At 57.4% G+C, this 18195-nt stretch carries 12 protein-coding genes and 7 pseudogenes; 12 read left to right on the top strand and 7 right to left on the bottom strand.

Features of this window, described 5'->3' with window-relative positions:
* Positions 1 to 156: 156 nt before the first annotated feature.
* The 4 genes and pseudogenes from nsrR to AC6I8M_RS21365 all read left to right on the top strand — a co-directional run bounded on the left by nsrR (position 157) and on the right by AC6I8M_RS21365 (position 5530).
* Positions 157 to 601: pseudogene (gene nsrR, locus AC6I8M_RS21380) on the top strand (nitric oxide-sensing transcriptional repressor NsrR).
* Between the two features lie 16 nt (positions 602 to 617).
* A complete protein-coding gene (gene rnr, locus AC6I8M_RS21375) occupies positions 618 to 3056 on the top strand; it encodes a ribonuclease R (protein WP_010618000.1) in 2439 nt (812 codons plus the stop codon).
* 138 nt (positions 3057 to 3194) lie between these two features.
* The gene (rlmB, locus tag AC6I8M_RS21370; protein WP_010617999.1) at positions 3195 to 3929 is read left to right on the top strand and encodes a 23S rRNA (guanosine(2251)-2'-O)-methyltransferase RlmB; all 735 of its coding nucleotides are present in this window, start codon (positions 3195 to 3197) and stop codon (positions 3927 to 3929) included.
* A 95-nt stretch (positions 3930 to 4024) separates the two neighbouring features.
* Positions 4025 to 5530: pseudogene (locus tag AC6I8M_RS21365) on the top strand (isovaleryl-CoA dehydrogenase).
* Here AC6I8M_RS21365 and bsmA read toward each other — a convergent pair.
* Positions 5504 to 5830 (bottom strand): annotated as a pseudogene (gene bsmA / locus AC6I8M_RS21360) (biofilm peroxide resistance protein BsmA). The pseudogenes AC6I8M_RS21365 and bsmA sit on opposite strands and share 27 nt — an antisense overlap.
* 55 nt (positions 5831 to 5885) lie before the next feature.
* A pseudogene (locus AC6I8M_RS21355) lies at positions 5886 to 7813 on the bottom strand (methyl-accepting chemotaxis protein).
* A gap of 159 nt (positions 7814 to 7972) precedes the next feature.
* On the opposite strand from AC6I8M_RS21355, the gene yjfP reads away from it, so the two are divergent.
* Positions 7973 to 8722 carry an esterase gene (gene yjfP, locus AC6I8M_RS21350; RefSeq protein WP_010617994.1) on the top strand — a complete coding sequence of 250 codons (750 nt, stop codon included), beginning with the start codon at positions 7973 to 7975 and terminating at the stop codon, positions 8720 to 8722.
* Positions 8723 to 8773: 51 nt separating this feature from the next.
* Here yjfP and AC6I8M_RS21345 read toward each other — a convergent pair.
* Positions 8774 to 8981: pseudogene (locus AC6I8M_RS21345) on the bottom strand (hypothetical protein).
* Positions 8982 to 9367: 386 nt separating this feature from the next.
* Between AC6I8M_RS21345 and rpsF the strand changes: the two are divergent.
* From rpsF to rplI, 4 genes are read left to right on the top strand one after another with little or no spacing between them, the layout of a single operon-like run.
* Positions 9368 to 9763, top strand: a complete 396-nt coding sequence (gene rpsF, locus AC6I8M_RS21340; RefSeq protein ID WP_010617992.1) for a 30S ribosomal protein S6 — start codon at positions 9368 to 9370, stop codon at positions 9761 to 9763.
* 6 nt (positions 9764 to 9769) lie between these two features.
* Positions 9770 to 10087: a primosomal replication protein N gene (gene priB, locus AC6I8M_RS21335; RefSeq protein WP_010617991.1), complete on the top strand. Its 318-nt coding sequence runs from the start codon at positions 9770 to 9772 to the stop codon at positions 10085 to 10087.
* 4 nt (positions 10088 to 10091) lie between these two features.
* Positions 10092 to 10319, top strand: a complete 228-nt coding sequence (rpsR, locus tag AC6I8M_RS21330) for a 30S ribosomal protein S18 (protein ID WP_010617990.1) — start codon at positions 10092 to 10094, stop codon at positions 10317 to 10319.
* A 39-nt stretch (positions 10320 to 10358) separates the two neighbouring features.
* Entirely contained in the window at positions 10359 to 10808 is a 450-nt protein-coding gene (gene rplI / locus AC6I8M_RS21325; protein ID WP_010617989.1) for a 50S ribosomal protein L9, read from the top strand.
* Between the two features lie 55 nt (positions 10809 to 10863).
* On the opposite strand, the gene AC6I8M_RS21320 is transcribed toward rplI, so the two are convergent.
* On the bottom strand, positions 10864 to 11523 hold the full coding sequence (locus AC6I8M_RS21320) for a LysM-like peptidoglycan-binding domain-containing protein (protein ID WP_153005932.1): 660 nt from the start codon (positions 11521 to 11523) through the stop codon (positions 10864 to 10866).
* A gap of 184 nt (positions 11524 to 11707) precedes the next feature.
* Here AC6I8M_RS21320 and bamJ point away from each other — a divergent pair, with 184 nt between their 5' ends.
* Positions 11708 to 12328, top strand: a complete 621-nt coding sequence (bamJ, locus tag AC6I8M_RS21315) for a BamJ family beta-barrel-assembly machinery protein (protein ID WP_010617987.1) — start codon at positions 11708 to 11710, stop codon at positions 12326 to 12328.
* 35 nt (positions 12329 to 12363) lie between these two features.
* Here bamJ and AC6I8M_RS21310 read toward each other — a convergent pair.
* Positions 12364 to 14323, bottom strand: a pseudogene (locus AC6I8M_RS21310) (bifunctional 2',3'-cyclic-nucleotide 2'-phosphodiesterase/3'-nucleotidase).
* A gap of 281 nt (positions 14324 to 14604) precedes the next feature.
* Between AC6I8M_RS21310 and cysQ the strand changes: the two are divergent.
* Entirely contained in the window at positions 14605 to 15351 is a 747-nt protein-coding gene (gene cysQ / locus AC6I8M_RS21305; RefSeq protein WP_010617985.1) for a 3'(2'),5'-bisphosphate nucleotidase CysQ, read from the top strand.
* A 31-nt stretch (positions 15352 to 15382) separates the two neighbouring features.
* Here cysQ and AC6I8M_RS21300 read toward each other — a convergent pair whose 3' ends face one another.
* Positions 15383 to 15940, bottom strand: a complete 558-nt coding sequence (locus AC6I8M_RS21300; protein WP_010617984.1) for a YtfJ family protein — start codon at positions 15938 to 15940, stop codon at positions 15383 to 15385.
* Positions 15941 to 16254: 314 nt separating this feature from the next.
* Here AC6I8M_RS21300 and AC6I8M_RS21295 point away from each other — a divergent pair, with 314 nt between their 5' ends.
* Positions 16255 to 16461 (top strand): DUF1107 domain-containing protein, encoded by a 207-nt coding sequence (locus tag AC6I8M_RS21295; protein ID WP_010617983.1) that lies wholly within the window; start codon positions 16255 to 16257, stop codon positions 16459 to 16461.
* Positions 16462 to 16517: 56 nt separating this feature from the next.
* On the opposite strand, the pseudogene paeA reads toward AC6I8M_RS21295, so the two are convergent.
* A pseudogene (gene paeA / locus AC6I8M_RS21290) lies at positions 16518 to 17784 on the bottom strand (polyamine export protein PaeA).
* Positions 17785 to 18195 lie beyond the last annotated feature (411 nt).

The following is an 18195-nucleotide window of genomic DNA, read 5'->3' as shown; positions in this document are numbered from 1 at the left end:
TCTGCTCTTTGACTCCGCTCACTTCATTTTTTCCTGCTGGTTTCGGGAGTTGCAGGAAAAAAACGCTCCGGGTTTTCCACACTGGTTTATCATCAATGTTAATTGAAGCGCTCACGGGCGTTATAACAACAATATCGATGATTCACTGAGGTACATGTGCAGCTAACAAGTTTTACCGATTTCGGTCTGCGCGCCCTGATTTACATGGCGACATTGCCGCAAGGTCAGCAGACCAACATTACCGAAGTCACCGATACCTACGGGGGTATCGCGTAACCATATGGTTAAAATCATCAATCAACTGAGCCGGGCCGGCTTTGTTGCCGCGACACGCGGTAAAAACGGCGGAATTCGTTTAGGCATGGACCCGGAAAAAATCGTCATTGGCGATGTCGTGAGAAAAATGGAGCCTTTGCAGCTGGTAAACTGTAAAGAGTGTGCGATAAATCCCGCCTGTCGCCTGCGTAGCGCGCTGAATAATGCGGTCCAACTGTTCCTGCAGGAACAGGATAAGTATACGCTCGCCGACTTGGTGCAAAACAACGATTCGCTTTATCACATCTTATTGTCCGAACCGCCGGTGGCAATTCCACATAAATGACATCGGAGGAACCGTAATGTCAAAAGATCCCTTTCAGGATAGAGAAGCTGAAAAGTACGAAAATCCTATTCCCAGTCGGGAATTTATCCTCGCGCTATTAGAAAAGCGTGAAAAGCTGGCGAGCCGCGAAGAGATCGCCGAAGAGTTAAACATCACCAGCGAAGATCAGCTTGAAGCGCTGCGTCGCCGCCTGCGCGCCATGGAGCGTGACGGCCAGCTGGTGTTCACCCGTCGCCAGTGCTACGCCCTGCCGGAGCGTCTGGATTTACTGCGCGGCAAAGTGATTGGCCATCGCGATGGCTACGGCTTCCTGCGCGTTGATGGTCAGAAAGATGACTTCTACCTCTCGGCTGAGCAGATGAAGTTCTGCCTGCACGGTGATGTCATCCTCGCCCAGCCGGGCGGCTCAGACCGCAAAGGGCGGCGTGAAGCGCGCGTGGTACGCGTGCTGGAACCGCGCAACAGCCAGATTGTTGGCCGCTACTTCACCGATGCCGGCACCGGCTTCGTGGTACCGGACGACAGCCGTCTGAGTTTTGACATTCTGATCCCGGCGGAAGAGACGCTGAATGCGCGCATGGGGTCGGTGGTCGTGGTGGAGATCGTGCAGCGCGCGACGCGCCGCAGCAAAGCCATCGGCAAAATTACTGAAATTCTCGGCGACAATATGGGCACCGGTCTGGCCGTGGATATGGCGCTGCGCACCCATGAAATTCCTCACTCATGGCCGGAAGAAGTTGAGAAAGAGGTTTCCAAACTGAAAGAGCCGGTACCGGAATCGGCGAAAAAAGGCCGCGTCGACCTGCGTGAACTGCCGCTGGTGACCATCGACGGTGAAGACGCGCGTGACTTCGATGACGCCGTTTACTGCGAGAAAAAACGCGGCGGCGGCTGGCGCCTGTGGGTGGCGATTGCCGATGTCAGCTATTACGTGCGTCCCGGCACCGCGCTGGATAACGAAGCGCAGCAGCGTGGCACTTCGGTCTATTTCCCGTCGCAGGTGATACCAATGCTGCCGGAGATCCTCTCGAACGGCCTGTGCTCGCTCAATCCGCAGGTGGATCGCCTGTGCATGGTGTGCGAGATGACCATCTCGGCCAGCGGTAAACTCACCGGCTTCAAACATTACGAAGCGGTGATGAACTCACATGCGCGTCTGACCTACAACAAAGTGTGGAGCATTCTGCAGGGCAACCCGGAGCTGCGTGAACAGTATGCGGCGCAGATGAAGCACCTCGAAGAGCTGCACCGCATGTATGAGGTGCTGGAAACCGCCCGCGAACAGCGCGGTGGCATCTCGTTTGAAACCGACGAAGCCAAATTCATCTTCAACGCTGAGCGCCGCATTGAGCGCGTGGAGCGCACCGTACGTAACGATGCGCACAAGCTGATCGAAGAGTGCATGATTCTGGCCAACATCGCCTCCGCGCGTTTCGTTGAGAAATATCAGGAGCCGGCGCTGTTCCGCGATCACGATCGCCCGAGCGAAGACAGCATCACCAGCTTCCGTACCGTGCTGGGCGAGCTGGGCCTCAGCCTGCCGGGTGGTTCGAAACCGCAGCCGATCGATTATGCCGATCTGCTGACGCAGATTGCCGACCGTCCGGATGCTGAAATGCTGCAAACCATGCTGCTGCGTTCGATGAAGCAGGCGGTGTACGATCCGGAAAACCGCGGTCACTTTGGCCTGGCGCTGGCGTCGTATGCGCACTTTACCTCGCCGATCCGTCGCTATCCGGATCTGCTGCTGCACCGTGCCATCAAGTATCTGCTGGCCAAAGAGCAGGGCACGGTAAAAGGCAACACCACGCCAACCGGTGGTTATCACTACGATATGCAGCAGATGCTGCAACTGGGTCAGCACTGTTCGATGACCGAACGCCGTGCCGACGAAGCGACGCGCGATGTGGCCGACTGGCTGAAGTGCGACTTTATGCAGGATCAGGTGGGTAACGTATTCAACGGCGTGCTCTCCAGCGTGACCGGCTTTGGCTTCTTTGTTCGCCTCAACGATCTGTTCATTGATGGCCTGGTGCACGTCTCCACGCTGGACAATGATTACTATCGCTTCGATGCGGTGGGCCAGCGTCTGATTGGCGAATCCGGCGGTCGCACTTATCGTCTGGGTGATGCGGTGGAAGTGCGCGTTGACGCGGTGCACATGGATGAGCGCAAGATCGATTTCGCGCTGATCTCCAGTAAACGCGTACTGCGCGGTGAAGGGAAAACCGCGCGCGAGCGTGAGAAACGTGGCGGCAAGCCACCGGCGAAGCGGCGTCGCGACGCGGGTCGCAAGGGCAACTTTGAGCAGGACGCCGCTTTCCGCGGTGAGAAGCAGCCGCCTGCGGCGAATAAAAGCGAGAAAAAAAGCAAAAAAGTCTCCGAAAAAACCCGTAAAATCGCCGCCGCAACCAAGGCGAAGCGCGCAGTGAAGAAGAAGGCCAGCGAAGCCTGATGGCCTCTTCACCCGCCAGCGGCCAGGTGCGTCAGCGCTGACGCACCCCGCTCAGCCCTGTTTCGCAGGCTGCGCCCCGATGCGCAGCCTGATTAATGTTCTGTATTCAACGATATACATCCAACCTTGAGCAAAGTAATGAGTGAAATAATTTTTGGCATTCACGCCGTGCAGGCACTGCTGGAGCGTGATCCCCAGCGTTTTCAGGAAGTCTTTATCCTTAAAGGCCGCGATGACCGCCGCCTGCAGCCGCTGATCGCCGCACTGGAAGCTCAGGGAATTGTGATTCAGCTGGCCAACCGCCAGTGGCTCGACGGTCAGGTTGAAGGCGGCGTGCACCAGGGTATCGTGGCGCGCGTCAAGCCGGGTAAAAACTATCAGGAAGGCGATCTGCCGGATCTGCTGGCCTCACTGGATCAGCCGTTCCTGCTGATTCTGGATGGCGTCACCGATCCGCATAACCTGGGCGCCTGCCTGCGCAGCGCCGATGCGGCGGGTGTGCATGCGGTGATCGTGCCGAAAGACCGTTCGGCACCGCTCAACGCCACGGCGAAAAAAGTCGCCAGCGGGGCGGCGGAAAACGTGCCGCTGATTCGCGTCACCAATCTGGCGCGCACCATGCGTCTCCTGCAGGAGTACAACGTCTGGATCGTCGGCACGGCCGGTGAAGCAGACCACAATCTGTATCAGAGCAAAATGACCGGAGCGATGGTGCTGGTGATGGGGGCGGAAGGGGAAGGCATGCGCCGCCTGACGCGCGAACACTGCGATGAGCTGATCAGCATCCCGATGGCCGGCAGCGTCTCTTCCCTCAACGTTTCGGTGGCCACCGGCGTTTGTCTGTTCGAAGCGGTGCGTCAGCGCCAGGCGTGATCGCCGCCGCAAAACCTCAGCTGTACCAAGCATAACTGCACATCCTCTCCATACTTATAGCCACATCAGTACGGGCAACAGGAGAGGAGAGTGCCATGGCCTGGACCACTCACAGCGTATTCAATCAACCATCTCCGCTCAGCAACAGCAATCTCTTCACCGGCGACAGCGCGCTGTGCGAGGCGGTGGTACGTGAAGGCGCCGGCTGGGACCGCGAATGGCTGGCGTCTGTCGGCCTGCAGCTCGGTAGCGCGGAGTCACTGGAATTAGGTCGTCTGGCCAATGCACAGCCGCCGGAGCTGCTGCGTTACGATGCGCGCGGTGAGCGGCTCGACGAGGTGCGCTTTCATCCTGCCTGGCATCTTCTGATGCAGGGCGTGTGCGCCAGCCGGTTACATAACCTGAGCTGGCAGCCTGACGTGCAGGGCAGCGCCATGGTGGCGCGCGCGGCGCGTTTCATTCTGCATGCGCAGGTGGAAGCCGGTTCACTCTGCCCGGTAACCATGACTCACGCCGCGATCCCGCTGCTGCAAACCCATCTGCCCGCTCCCTACGCCGACTGGCATGGGCATGACGGAGAAGCAGGGCGGCACCGATGTGTTGAGCAACACCATACGCGCCGAACCGCCTGGCACGCGTGCGCCGGGCGAACCCTGGCGCATCACCGGCCACAAGTGGTTCTTCTCGGTGCCGCAAAGCGACGCGCACCTGATTCTGGCGCAGACCGCCGCGGGGCTGAGCTGCTTCTTTCTGCCGCGCCTGCTGCCGGACGGCACGCGCAACGCCATTCGCCTTGAACGCCTGAAAGACAAGCTGGGCAACCGTGCTAATGCCAGTGCCGAAGTGGAGTTTCAGGATGCCCTCGGCTGGTTGATGGGTGAGGAGGGCGATGGCGTGCGGCTGATCCTGAAAATGGGTGGTATGACGCGCTTTGACTGCGTGCTCGGCAGCCATGGCCAGATGCGGCGAGCGCTGGCGATAGCGCTGCATCATGCCGGGCAGCGTCAGGTGATGGGCAAAAACCTCAGCGATCAGCCGCTGATGCGCGCGGTGCTGGCGCAGCAGGCACTGCAGCTGCAGGGACAAACCGCGCTGCTGCTGCGTCTGGCGCGCGCCTGGTCAACGCCCGCCAGCGCGCATGAACGGCTGTATGCACGCCTGTTCACCCCGGCGGCCAAGTTCGTTATCTGCAAAGCCGGTATGCCGTTTGTGGCTGAAGCCATGGAGGTGCTGGGCGGCATTGGCTACTGCGAAGAGAGTGAACTGCCGCGCCTGTATCGCGAGATGCCGGTGAACAGCATCTGGGAGGGCTCGGGTAACTTAGCATGTTGCAGGATGAGTTTGATGCGGTGAAGGGCAGCAATCGCCACTTCGATCGCTGCTGGCGTCAGCTGCGTCTGCAGCTCGGCAACCTGCGCGAAGAGCAGGGACGGCAGGTCAGTGACATGCTGATTCGGCTGGCGAGTGCAGCGGTGCTGCTGAAAGCGGCAGAACCGCCGCTGGCGGACAGCTGGTGCGCGCGTTATCTCTCATCGCGCCCGGCGCAGGTGCTGAGTGATGATCTGAGCGCACGCTTACTGCAGCGTGCCACTGCCGCCTGAGGGCGCACCGTACAGAATGGCGGTGGCGTACCAGAAGCCAGGCATGGTGGTCTCATCGACCATCAGGATCTGATAGTAAACCGCACCGCTCTGATTGGCGCGTGCAGCGATCGCGCGCTGCACATCATCTGGCGAGCCGCGTTAATGGGCGCTGACGGTGCCGAGTTTCGGCAGGCCGTGGCTTTGCGCGCGGGTGATCTCCTGCGCCTGAGTAGTGGGCGCCGGGGGTGGCTGTGGCGTGGTGTGCAGTGCGGCACAGCCGCTCAGCAGCAGGCCCAGCAGCAGAATAAGCGTACGCATGGTGGCTCCGGAAAACAGGCAGATAACTCAAGTGTAAGCCATCTGCCCCGGCTCATCAGTCGTTGAGGCGGAAAATACTCACCAGCTGGGTCAGATGATGGCCTTTCTGACTCAGGTGCTGCGCCGTGTGCTCGGACTGGTTAATCATATCGCTGCTCTGATGGGTCGCGTGGCTGATGTGGTTCATCGCTAGATTGACCTGACCAATGCCCGCAGCCTGCTCCTGGGCGGCGATATTGATTTCTCCCATCAGGGTTTTCACCTGTTCGATATGGCTGACAATATGGCTCATGGCGTCACGTGTTTGTTCCGAGAGCGCATGGCCGGCGGCCACTTTGTCGATCGAACTGGCGATCAGCCCGTCAATCTCCTTCGCCGCATTGGCGCTGCGCCAGTGCACGCACTTCCGCAGCGACGACCGCGAAGCCTTTGCCGTGCTCACCGGCGCGCGCCGCCTCAACCGCAGCGTTGAGCGCCAGAATATTGGTCAGGAAGGCAATCGACTCGATCACGTGGGTAATGTCGGCGATGCTCTGCGAGGCAATGCGAATCTCCGCCATGGTCTCTACCGAGCGCGCCACGGTGCTGCCGCCCTAGCTGACGGTGCTGGCGGCTTCACCGACCAGCGCCATCGCCTGACGCACGTTAGCGGCGGTTTGCGCCACGGTTGCGCCAAACTGCTCCATGCTGGCCGAGGTCTCTTCGACGCTGCTCGCCTGGCGGCCAATCTGCTCGCTGATGCTGGAACTGCTGGCCGCAATGGTGTCGGTGCCGTCGCTGATCTCACGCGCGGCGGCGCGTACCTAGCCTACCACTTTCTCCAGGCCGTCGCCAATGCCGTTAATCGCGCTCACCAGCTGGCCGATCTCGTCGCGGCGCGCTGAGTCGAGGTGCGCCTGCAGATTACCCGCCGCATACTGCTCGGCCAGATGGATCACCTGCTGCAGCGGCCGGGTAATGGCGCGCCGGCTATAAAGCACAAAGCCAATGGCAAAGGCGAGCACCAGCGCCAGGCCAATCAGCATGAACAGATTGCGGCTGTGGGTGATCGGTGCCAGCAGGCTGGCACGGCTGACTTCACCGGCGATAATCCAGTTCCAGCCCGGCAGTTGCTGCCACGCCAGCAGGCGGGTCTCGCCCTGATGCGCGATCTCCAGCAGGCCGTGCGGCTGCGTCAGGATCTGCTGTTGTACGCTGCGATCCCAGTCCGGCAGCTTGCCTTCTGACTGACGGGCAAACAGATACTGGCCCTGTGCGCTGCCCGGCGTGCCGTTCAGCACGAAGAAGCTGCCGCTGTCGCCGAGACGTCGCGCTAGCAATTTCTCCCGCATCAGCGCGTACTGTTTATCAATCTGCACGCCAACAAACAGAATGGCGATCACTGCGCCGCTGTCGTCCTGCACCGGCTAGTATTGGGTTGATGTAGCGATGGCCGAACAACGTCGCCAGGCCGCGATACACTTCGCCCTTATTCACGCTGCGCCACGCCGCGCTGCTGCGATCAAGCTGGGTGCTCACCGCGCAACTGCCATCCTCTTTCTTCAGTGAGGTCGCGATGCGAATGTAATCCTCGCCGTCGCGCACAAAAATGGTGGAGACTGCACAAGTACTATCGAGAAAATCGTCCACGGCGATCTGATCGAGGTTGAGGGTTTTCAGCCCGGCACGCAGCGTCGGCGTACTGAACGATCCCACCTGAATGCGTGAGCTGTCGTCACGGCTGAATCGTTTGGGTAAAAAGCTCTGAAACAGCCGGGTATAGTTCGCCACTTCTTCCGATAAGGTCGCGTTAAACATCGTGGCCATTTCATTAATGCCGAGCACCTGGTTTTGCATATCGTCGACAGCCAGCTGCTCCAGCTGGCGCGCGGCGTTATGGCTGAGCGTTAACGTCAGGGCAAACAGCACAATTGCCACACTGAAAGACGTCAATACAGACAGCTTAATTCCGAGACTCATGGCGCTGAGAGAGAGACGCTTCATAAAGTACCTTTAATAAATAACTGGAGGGGTACAGGATCAACGGCAAAATGCGGCAAATGTTTAGGGCAGAAATTAATCGAAATAAATGTGATGTGACTCGCGTTTTGGCCGGCAGCACGTACACTGAGACCAGTGATAATCATTCTCAACGGAGACGGTATGATTGAGTTGGCAACGGAGAACCTGGCGGGCATTGAGTGTATTCACGCGGCACCGGCCGGACAGCGGCTGGCGCGCTTACCCACCATCCTGGTTTATCACGGATTTACCTCGTCCAAAGAGGTGTACAGCTACTTTGCCGTGGTGCTGGCGCAGGCCGGTTTCCGCGTGGTGATGCCGGATGCAGAGATGCACGGCGCGCGCTACAACGGTGATACCGACGCGCACATGACGCACTTCTGGGAGATTTTGCGCCAGAACATAGGTGAAGTGCCGCTGCTGGAAGCGGCGCTGCGCGACAACGATTGGGTGGCGGACGAGCGTTTCGCCATTGCCGGCGCCTCAATGGGCGGCATGACCGCGCTGGGCGCGATGGCGCGCTATCCACACCTGCACAGCGTTGCCTGTCTGATGGGCTCCGGCTACTTCATGCAGCTCAGTCAGACGCTGTTCCCGCTGCTGGTGGCGCACACGCTAGAGCAAAAAGAGGCGTTACAGGCGCGGCTGGCCCCGCTGGCGGCCTACGATCCCTGTCAGCAGCTGGCGCAGCTGGCTAACCGTCCGCTGCTGTTATGGCACGGTGAAGCGGATGAAGTCGTACCGTTTGCCGAAACGGTACGGCTGGAGAAGGCGTTGCGCGAGGCGCAACTCGACAGCCGGCTCACCTTTCTGGCGGAAAAGCAGATCGGGCATAAAATCACGCCGCCGGCACTCACCGCGCTGGTCAGTTTCTTTAAACATCATTTGTAAAACGGAACGGGCTGGCGGCATGGATCACGCCAGCCCTTAAGACAGGCCGGACTACAGTTGTGACGACAAACGGTCGGCGGCGCTGGTGTTCGCGCTGACCGGGTTACCCGCCTGGCGCATCCAGCCGGTTAACGTAGACATAGCCTGAAGCCGCTTTGCTGCTGTTACTTCTCATCTGCAGCGCCTGGTCAGCGGAGCTGACAAGAGCGGGGGTAGACAGGAAGAGACCCAGTAAAGTGGCGATAATGACAGCTTTCATAATCGACTCCTCACTCCAGGGATTTCACTCTCAGGCGCGCTGATTAAGCCAAACCGTTGCGCCTGTAGATAGTTTAGTTCTTCACCAATACGATGCCAGATCGTCGTGCTGAACGCCTCTTTCAGTTATTTTGAACAATCTCCGACTAACCTGCTGAATTTCAATCCTTAGCACAAAAGGGGTCCCCGCCTGGCACGACGGCGACAATTTGATGAATTGTGCGCTTGAGTTTCCCCGGCGAGGTCAGTATGATTACGCGTCAATTTTTCAGCTGCATTCAGAGGTGTGTTTCATCTTTTGGGTGATTCGCAACTTATAACGTTCCTTGCTTCCGTGGGCCGCAGCTGACCCTGACAGGAGGCTGAATAATCCGTAAGGAGCTATCGATGTGTCATTACGAAATCGTATTTATGGTCCATCCTGACCAGAGCGAGCAGGTTCCGGGCATGATCGAGCGTTACACTGGTGCTATCACTGGTGCACAGGGCACGATCCACCGTCTGGAAGACTGGGGTCGCCGTCAGCTGGCTTACCCGATCAACAAACTGCACAAAGCACACTACGTTCTGCTGAACGTAGAAGCACCACAGGAAGTGATCGACGAGCTGGAAACTAACTTCCGCTTCAACGACGCCGTTATCCGCAGCATGGTTATGCGCGTTAAGCACGCGGTAACTGAAGCTTCTCCGATGGTTAAAGCGAAAGACGAGCGTCGTGAGCGCCGCGAAGACTTCGCTAACGAATCGGCAGAAGACTCAGATGCTGGGGATTCTGAAGAGTAATCCACGATGACGGCCAATCGGCTGCGCCTGTCTGGCACTGTGTGCAAGACGCCAGTTCGAAAAGTCAGTCCGTCAGGGATTCCTCACTGCCAGTTCGTGCTTGAGCATCGTTCTGTGCAGGAGGAAGCCGGGTTTCACCGGCAAGCCTGGTGTCAGATGCCGGTGATTATCAGCGGCAGCGCCCATCAGGCGATTACTCGACATATAACGGTCGGCACGCAACTCACACTCGAAGGTTTTATTAGCTGCCATCAGGCACGCAATGGCCAGAGCAAACTTGTGTTACATGCCGAGCAGATTGAATTGATAGATTCTGGAGACTAGCCAAATGGCACGTTATTTCCGTCGTCGCAAGTTCTGCCGTTTCACCGCGGAAGGCGTTCAAGAGATCGATTATAAAGATATCGCAACGCTGAAAAACTACATCACTGAAAGCGGCAAGATTGTTCCAAGCCGTATCACCGGTACTTGTGCAAAATACCAGCGTCAGCTGGCTCGTGCTATCAAGCGCGCGCGTTACCTGTCTCTGCTGCCGTACACTGATCGTCATCAGTAATCGGCAACTGTGCATTAACGACTTTAAGAGGATAAGGTAATGCAAGTTATTCTGCTTGATAAAGTAGCAAACTTGGGCAGCTTGGGTGATCAGGTTAACGTTAAAGCGGGCTACGCTCGTAACTTCCTGGTTCCACAGGGTAAAGCTGTTCCTGCTACCAAGAAAAACGTTGAGTTATTCGAAGCGCGTCGCGCTGAACTGGAAGCCAAACTGGCTGACGTTCTGGCTGCTGCTAACGCACGTGCAGAGAAAATCAACGCACTGGGCACCGTTACTCTCGCGTCTAAAGCAGGCGACGAAGGTAAACTGTTCGGTTCCATCGGTACCCGCGACATCGCTGATGCAGTCACTGCAGCTGGCGTTGAAGTAGCGAAGAGCGAAGTTCGCCTGCCAAACGGCGTTCTGCGCACCACCGGTGAGCACGAAGTTGACTTCCAGGTTCACAGCAAAGTGTTCGCGAAACTGGTTGTGAATGTAGTAGCTGAGTAATTTTTTACTTAGTTTGAAAGCGCCGGCCTTGTGCCGGCGTTTTTGTTTCTGTCGCTTACTGCGCGCGGATAAAGCTGCCGTCCGGCTGGCGGGTAAACAGCACCGGACCGTTACTGCTCTCGACCGTTAAGCCGGTCACCACGCCCTGCGCGTTCTGACGAATCTTCACCTGCTGACCACTCTGCAGCGCGCTCAGCGGCTGTCCATCGCCTTCCACCCGCGCCATGGCGAACACATCATTGACCGGCAGATTGTTGTCACGGAACAGCTGCGCCAGCGTCTGGCCCGATGCCACGGTATAGCTGTGCCATTCGCCCTGGGCATCACTCTTCGGCGTCGTATTCTGCGGCGGCTGCGCATTGTTATCGTAGATTTCCGCTTGCATCGGCACCTCTTTGCCGCAGCTCTCTGCCGGACGCTCTACCGGATACTGCGGCGTGCTGGTAGGCCAGAGAAACGCCAGCAGCATCACCAGCAGGGCAATAACGATACCGCGTCGGTGCAGCGGCGGCAGCGGATCCATCCAGCGTACGTTATCCAGCACGTGCCAGATGCGCTGCAGCACAGCGGGTATACGCGACGGGGTTTCAGAAGCCATTCTTTCCTCCTCCTCGCTGGCGGTAGTGACGCGCCTGTCAGGCAGCCAGCGTTGCAACCGGGAAAATAAGGTACGCGGTGCGCGCGTCCTGCGACGTCGTGGGGCGATTTGGCCCATGGATGCTCTCTTGTTCTATAGTATGGGCAAAGCGGGCGCGAAGTGCCTGCCAGCATTGAAAAATTTGACCTGCATATTGTTTCTCTTTCCCCGGGAAATGTCATCCGCGGCGCGCGAGATTTTACGCCAGCCGCCTGCGCTGTTATGCTGCCGGTTCTATTTTCTCCGGGATTAAGGAAACAAGATGACGACCCCTTCATTTGACAGCGTCGAATCACAAGCAAGTTACGGTATCGGTTTACAGGTTGGTCAGCAGCTGCAAGAGTCTGGACTGCAGGGTCTGCAGCCAGAAGCGCTGCTTGCAGGCCTGCGCGACGCGCTGGAAGGGAACTCACCGGCAGTTCCGGTTGACGTGGTACACCGTGCGCTGCGTGAAGTCCACGAGCGTGCCGAAGGCGTACGTCGTGAGCGCGTCGAAGCCATGGCGGCTGAAGGCCAGCAGTTCCTCGAGCAGAATGCACAGCGTGAAAGCGTGAGCAGCACCGAATCCGGTCTGCAGTTCAGCGTCATTACCCAGGGCGATGGCCCGATCCCATCACGTCAGGATCGCGTACGCGTGCACTACACCGGTAAGCTGATTGACGGCACTGTGTTTGATAGCTCCGTTGCCCGTGGCGAACCGGCTGAATTCCCGGTCAGCGGTGTGATTGCCGGCTGGATTGAAGCGCTGATCCTGATGCCGGTTGGTTCGAAGTGGGAGTTGGCCATTCCGCACAATCTCGCTTACGGCGAGCGCGGCGCGGGTGCCTCCATCCCGCCATTCAGCACCCTGATTTTCGAAGTCGAGCTGCTGGAAATTCTGTAATACAAGGCGGGCGCCGTATCTGGCGCCCGCGGTCACTATTTATTCTCTGCCTGCTTCTGTAGATCTACCTGCCAGATTGCAAAGCCCGTTTCGTCACTGCCGACGGCTTTCATCGGATAATCAGCATACTTCTCAATAAACTGCGTGGCTTTTGCGGCCGGCGCGGTCTCAAAGCGAATATCCAGCGGCGTTGCGCTGGCGATCGGTGCCAGCCGCCAGTTGTGATCGGCCTGTGGCTGCACCGCGCCGTGAGTGCGGGTTTCGTTGCTGATGTAGGCGGCCACCACCGAGCGGTTCTCATCCGGCGAGGCAAACGCGACATACTGCTCGCCGGTACCGGCAAATTTGCCGCCCCAGGCACGGTAATTATTGGTGGCAACGAGGAAGGTCGCTTTGGGATCGATCGGTTTGCCCTGCCAGCGCAGATCCTGAATACGTGATGCCGCCGGGTTAATCAGCTGGCACTTGGCGTCGTAGCGCGCCGGTTGCGTCACATCGATCTGATACTGCACGCCGTCGATCACATCAAAATTGTAGGTGCGGAAATCCCAGTTGATCAGCGACTGCGGCTGACGACGATGCACGTCGATCTGATTAAACGGCGCTGCCGAGCACTCCAGCCACTCTTTCACCTGCGCGCCGCTGACTTTCATCACCACCAGCGTATTCGGGTAGAGATAGAGATCGGCGGCATTACGGAAGGTGAGATCGCCTTTTTCCACTTCAACGTAGCTGGCCGGGTCGTTCTTACGACCGCCGGCTTTAAACGGTGCCGCTGCCGAGAGCACCGGTAAGCGGCCCAGATCGGGATCGCCCTGAATGAAGCGTTCGACGTAAGCACGCTGCGCATTATTGACGATCTGCACGGTGGGATCGTCCTGCACCAGTGACAGGTAGCTGTACATCACATCCGCCGACTTGCCGATCGGTTTTGCCACAAACTCACGCGTGGCGCGATGATCGTCGGCCAGCACTTTCACCAGATCGGCATCTTCCGCCGCCAGCGATTTTTTCGCTACCGCATCGTAAATTGGCCGCGCTTCGGCTTTGCCCTAGGTCACCTGCCAGTTGCCGCCGTCATTTTTCAGCACTAGGTCGACCACCCCGAGATGATCGCCCCACATGCCGGGCATCACCGCCGGTACGCCATTAAGCGTACCCTGAGCGATATCCGCGCCTTTAATCGCCGCAAACTCTTTGCCGGGGAACACCGCGTGCGCATGGCCAAACAGGATGGCATTGATGCCTGGCACTTGGCTGAGGTAATACACCGAGTTTTCCGCCATGGCATGGTACGGCTCACTGCTCAGACCGGAGTGCGGAATGGCGATGATTATTTCAGCACCTTTTGCGCGCATTTCCGGCACATAGCGCTTCGCTGTCTCGGTGATGTCATCAACGCGCACTTTACCCTGCAGATTGTTGCGATCCCACACCATAATCTGCGATGGTACGAAGCCGATATAGCCGATTTTCAGCGTATGCGGCTTGCCGTCGCGGTCTTTTACCGTGGTTTCTTTAATTAAATAGGGGGTAAACAGCGGTTTGCCACTGGTTTCATCGATAACGTTGGCGTTGATGTAAGGAAAACGTGCCCCGGCAATTGCCTGCTGCAGATAGGGCAGGCCGTAGTTAAATTCGTGGTTGCCCAGATTACCTACCGCGTAATCCAGCGTATATAAGGGCTTTATACACCGGATGGATTTCACCCGGCTGCAGGCCTTTGGCCGCCATGTAATCACCCAGCGGGCTGCCCTGAATAATGTCGCCGTTATCCACCAGCACGCTGTTTGGTACTTCGTCACGCGCCTGCTGGATGAGCGTGGCGGTGCGCACCAGACCAAACTTTTCGGTCGGCGTGTCTTTGTAGTAATCGAAATCCATCATGTTGCTGTGCAGATCGGTGGTTTCCAGAATGCGTAAATCCACCGTGGCAGCCTGCACCGTGGCGGCTGCAACGCACAGTGCCAGTAACGACATGCTCGCTTTGAACATGGCTTGCTCCTTGTTCGCTTTAATGGTCCTCTCAAAATAATGTAAAACCATGACGAATTATCATTTCAATTTGTGATGAGGCTCGGGATTTTGCCTCTTTTCTGCGGAAGCTGACGGAGTGCCTGCCATTCAGCATTGCGCCATAGCTGCCACGACCGAACTATAATATTGATAATAAAAGCGAATACGCTTAGCTGCGGCTGTCACAGCGCACCTGCTAAAATATCTGGAGACGGGCTGCCGGGGTTTCAGCGGCAGCATCAGCCGAAATGAGGTGAACAATGTTAGATAAAATTTGCCAGCTGGCGCGAAGCGCGGGCGATGCCATTATGCAGGTCTACAATGGCGCACAACCGCTGGACGTGACGCGTAAATCGGATGATTCACCGGTCACGGCGGCCGATCTGACGGCACATCAGGTTATCGTGCAGGGCTTAGCGGCGCTGACGCCTGACGTGCCGGTGCTGTCGGAAGAGGATCCACCCGGCTGGGATGTGCGTCAGCACTGGCAGCAATACTGGCTGGTCGATCCGCTCGACGGCACCAAAGAGTTCATCAAGCGTAACGGCGAGTTCACGGTCAATATCGCGCTGATTGAGCACGGCAAACCGGTGCTGGGCGTGGTGTACGCGCCGGCGCTGGGGGTGATGTATTCTGCGGCCGAAGGCAAAGCGTGGAAAGAAGAGGGCGGCCACATCACGCAGATCCACGTGCGTGAAGCGCGGCCGCTGCTGGTGGTGGTGAGCTGTTCGCACGCCGATAAAGACGAAGAGCTGAAGGAGTATCTGACCCAGCTGGGGGAGCACCAGACCACCGCTATCGGCTCCTCGCTCAAGTTCTGCTTGGTGGCAGAGGGCAAGGCGCAGCTCTATCCGCGCTTCGGGCCGACCAATATCTGGGATACCGGTGCCGGCCATGCGGTGGCGATTGCCGCTGGCGCACACGTGCATGACTGGCAGGGCAAAACCCTCGACTACGCGCCGCGCGAGTCGTTCCTGAATCCGGGCTTCCGCGTCTCGCTGTTCTGATACTCTGTGCGCGCCACCCGCTGTGGCGCGATCACGCCTGCAGCAGCTGATGGATCAGTTTCATCGCCTGCTGCACTTCATCTTGCGTCAGCGGACCGTCTTTGGCGTAACGCACATGGCCGGTCTTGTCCAGAATCTCAATCGCCGAACCGCCTTTCTCCAGCTGCCACGCCTTCCGCGCGTTGCCGTTGCTGTCGACAATGAACTGCGACCACGGATACTGCTGTTTATTGCTCTCAATGCTGCTGCGTACAAACATACCGGTGCCGGGAATGGCATCATCGGTATTAACCACCGTGGTGGTTTGGTAGCGGTCGTGCGGCAGCTGAGCGGCTTTGATGGCTTCAATCAGCGCGGCGTTCTGTTCTTTGGCTGACGAGCGTCCGGCAATGTGCAGGATAACCCGCACTTTGCCACTCAGCTGGGCGCTGTTCCAGGGCTGGTAGCGAAACTTCTCCTGCTGATACAGCAGTTCTCCTTTGTCGTTAACGCCGACCGCCGGTACGCGCTCGCCAACCTTAAACGCGTGAGCTGAGGCAAGGCTGGGCAGCAGCAGCGCCAGGGCTATCACGGAATGTGCCAAACGCATGGTAATGCTCCTTAGTGATCCGACCAGTTATTCATGTTTTTGCAATATTAGGCGTGGATAATGCGCCTGTCGCGATGAGATAGCAGCTTTGTAACCCATGCCACAATTCCTTAACCAATGAAGGTTTATACTGTATTTTGTGATCTTTATGACAGAGTTCTCTGTAATGATGTGTCAATTTAGTAAAAAATCCATTTTTTCGGAACATCGGCAAGGAATCATGTTCTATGGTTATGCCTCATTTGCGCTTCAAGGGCTCGTACCGAATTTGGCAACGGCGAAGCGTATTACATCTGTTTAGGATGTTAAACAGCATGAAGATCTTCCAGCGTTATAATCCGCTGCAAATTGCGAGATATGTAAAGACGCTATTTAAAGGAAGGTTGTACATCAAGGATGTTGGCGCGTTTGAGTTCGACAAAGGCAAAGTCATGTTGCCGCACGTCAAGGATAAACAGCACCTTAGCGTGATGTCAGAAATCAACCGCCAGGTGCTGCGGCTGCAAGCCGAGTACAACTAAGCGAAAGAAAGGGCGCCGCTGGCGCCCTGAATCTTTCTGTAACCGCACGATCACTGCTACGCGGCAGGCCCTTCAGACTTATCCAGCGTACTCTTCGACACATTCAGCACCGGCGGGAGGTCATCAATGCGCGTCACCAGCAGCTGGTCGATGCGGTAGCTGTCGATATCCACCACCTCGAATTTGTAGCCGGATAATTTGACGAAATCGGTGCGTTTGGGGATCTTACGCAGCATATACATCATGAAGCCGCCGATGGTCTCGTAGTTACCGGACTGCGGGAACTCGTCGATATCCAGCACGCTCATGACGTCATCAATCGGCGTACCGCCTTCCACCAGCTAGGAATTCTCGTCACGCGCCACAATCTGCTCTTCCAGTCCCTGACCGACCAGATCACCCATCAGCGTAGTCATCACGTCGTTGAGCGTGATAATCCCGACCACCAGCGCATATTCGTTCATGATCACCGCGAAGTCTTCGCCGGCGGTTTTAAAGCTCTCCAGCGCCTCTGACAGCGTCAGCGTGTCCGGCACAATCAGCGCCGAACGAATCTGCACGCCGCTGTTGAGCGTCATGCTCTGGTTGCCCAACACGCGCAGCAGCAGCTCTTTGGAATCAACGTAACCGACGATATGGTCGATATCGCCGTCGCACACCAGAAACTTCGAATGCGGGTGTTGCGCGATTTTGGTTTTCAGGCTGGTTTCGTCTTCGTGCAGATCGAACCACACGATGTTTTCACGCGAGGTCATTGACGAAGGCACGGTGCGTGATTCCAGCTCAAACATTCTCGATCAGCTCGTGCTCCTGCTTGCGCAGCACGCCGGCCAGCGCGCCCGCTTCTACCACCGCGTAAATGTCATCCGAGGTGATGTCATCTTTACGCACCATCGGCAGCTTAAAGATGCGAAAGAACACGTTTGCCAGGCTATTGAATAGCCACACCAGCGGGCGGAAAATCAGCAGGCAGAAGCGCATCGGATTGATAATGCGCAGCGCAATGGCTTCCGGCGCGATCATGCCGACGCGTTTCGGCGTCAGGTCGGCAAACAGAATAAACAGGCTGCTGAAGGCGGGTGAAAACGCCGCATCGCCGACGATACCGCCGAGAATCGCGACGGCGTTGAGGCCAATCTGTACCACGGTGAAGAACATGCCTAGCTGTTCCTGCATCTTCAGCACGCGCTGCGCGTTGATGTTGCCTTCATCGGCCAGCAGTTTCAGTTTGATCTTGCGGGCAGCCGCCAGCGAGATCTCCGACAGAGAAAAAAATGAACTGATTACGATCAGTAAAAGAATGACAAGCAGGCTATCAAGCATAAAAGATCCGTTGGGTTAATCACTTGTCATTTTTGGCCTGGGCAGCGCGAAGAGGCGTACATCCGGTACTTACCCGTCAAACAAGACTATCCGTGCCAAAAATGTCTGCGCCAGTTCGACAAAGTCACGTTAACGTCGGGGCAGAAATGCGTGCAGGCGAGGCCTGCTGGTCGCTGATTATAGCAGCAGCGCTATTGCTGCCGCCAGCGGCGTGATTGGCCGGCTCGGATTAATCCGAGTGGCGGCTGGCGGTGCGCAGAAGCGCGGCTTCGTTGTTGTATCGGTACGCACATTTACCGACAATAGCAGTCGATTTGGCTTAGCGGCCGTTTTTACACAGCCGCTCGCAAAAAAGAGCGGCTATGCTGATGGGTATGCAAGATGTGGTGATACCCTTTCCACCAGAGTTAA

The organism is Type-A symbiont of Plautia stali, assembly GCF_059731155.1.
This window is presented reverse-complemented; position numbering and strand designations above follow the sequence as displayed.

Excerpts from the sequence above, each read along its gene's own strand:
- rnr (WP_010618000.1), top strand. The coding sequence starts at position 618 with ATGTCAAAAGATCCCTTTCAGGATAGAGAAGCTGAAAAGTACGAAAAT.
- AC6I8M_RS21320 (WP_153005932.1), bottom strand. The coding sequence starts at position 11,523 with ATGGGCCAAATCGCCCCACGACGTCGCAGGACGCGCGCACCGCGTACC.
- priB (WP_010617991.1), top strand. The coding sequence starts at position 9,770 with ATGACGGCCAATCGGCTGCGCCTGTCTGGCACTGTGTGCAAGACGCCA.
- rlmB (WP_010617999.1), top strand. The coding sequence starts at position 3,195 with ATGAGTGAAATAATTTTTGGCATTCACGCCGTGCAGGCACTGCTGGAG.
- AC6I8M_RS21300 (WP_010617984.1), bottom strand. The coding sequence starts at position 15,940 with ATGCGTTTGGCACATTCCGTGATAGCCCTGGCGCTGCTGCTGCCCAGC.
- AC6I8M_RS21295 (WP_010617983.1), top strand. The coding sequence starts at position 16,255 with ATGAAGATCTTCCAGCGTTATAATCCGCTGCAAATTGCGAGATATGTA.
- bamJ (WP_010617987.1), top strand. The coding sequence starts at position 11,708 with ATGACGACCCCTTCATTTGACAGCGTCGAATCACAAGCAAGTTACGGT.
- cysQ (WP_010617985.1), top strand. The coding sequence starts at position 14,605 with ATGTTAGATAAAATTTGCCAGCTGGCGCGAAGCGCGGGCGATGCCATT.
- yjfP (WP_010617994.1), top strand. The coding sequence starts at position 7,973 with ATGATTGAGTTGGCAACGGAGAACCTGGCGGGCATTGAGTGTATTCAC.
- rpsF (WP_010617992.1), top strand. The coding sequence starts at position 9,368 with ATGTGTCATTACGAAATCGTATTTATGGTCCATCCTGACCAGAGCGAG.
- rplI (WP_010617989.1), top strand. The coding sequence starts at position 10,359 with ATGCAAGTTATTCTGCTTGATAAAGTAGCAAACTTGGGCAGCTTGGGT.
- rpsR (WP_010617990.1), top strand. The coding sequence starts at position 10,092 with ATGGCACGTTATTTCCGTCGTCGCAAGTTCTGCCGTTTCACCGCGGAA.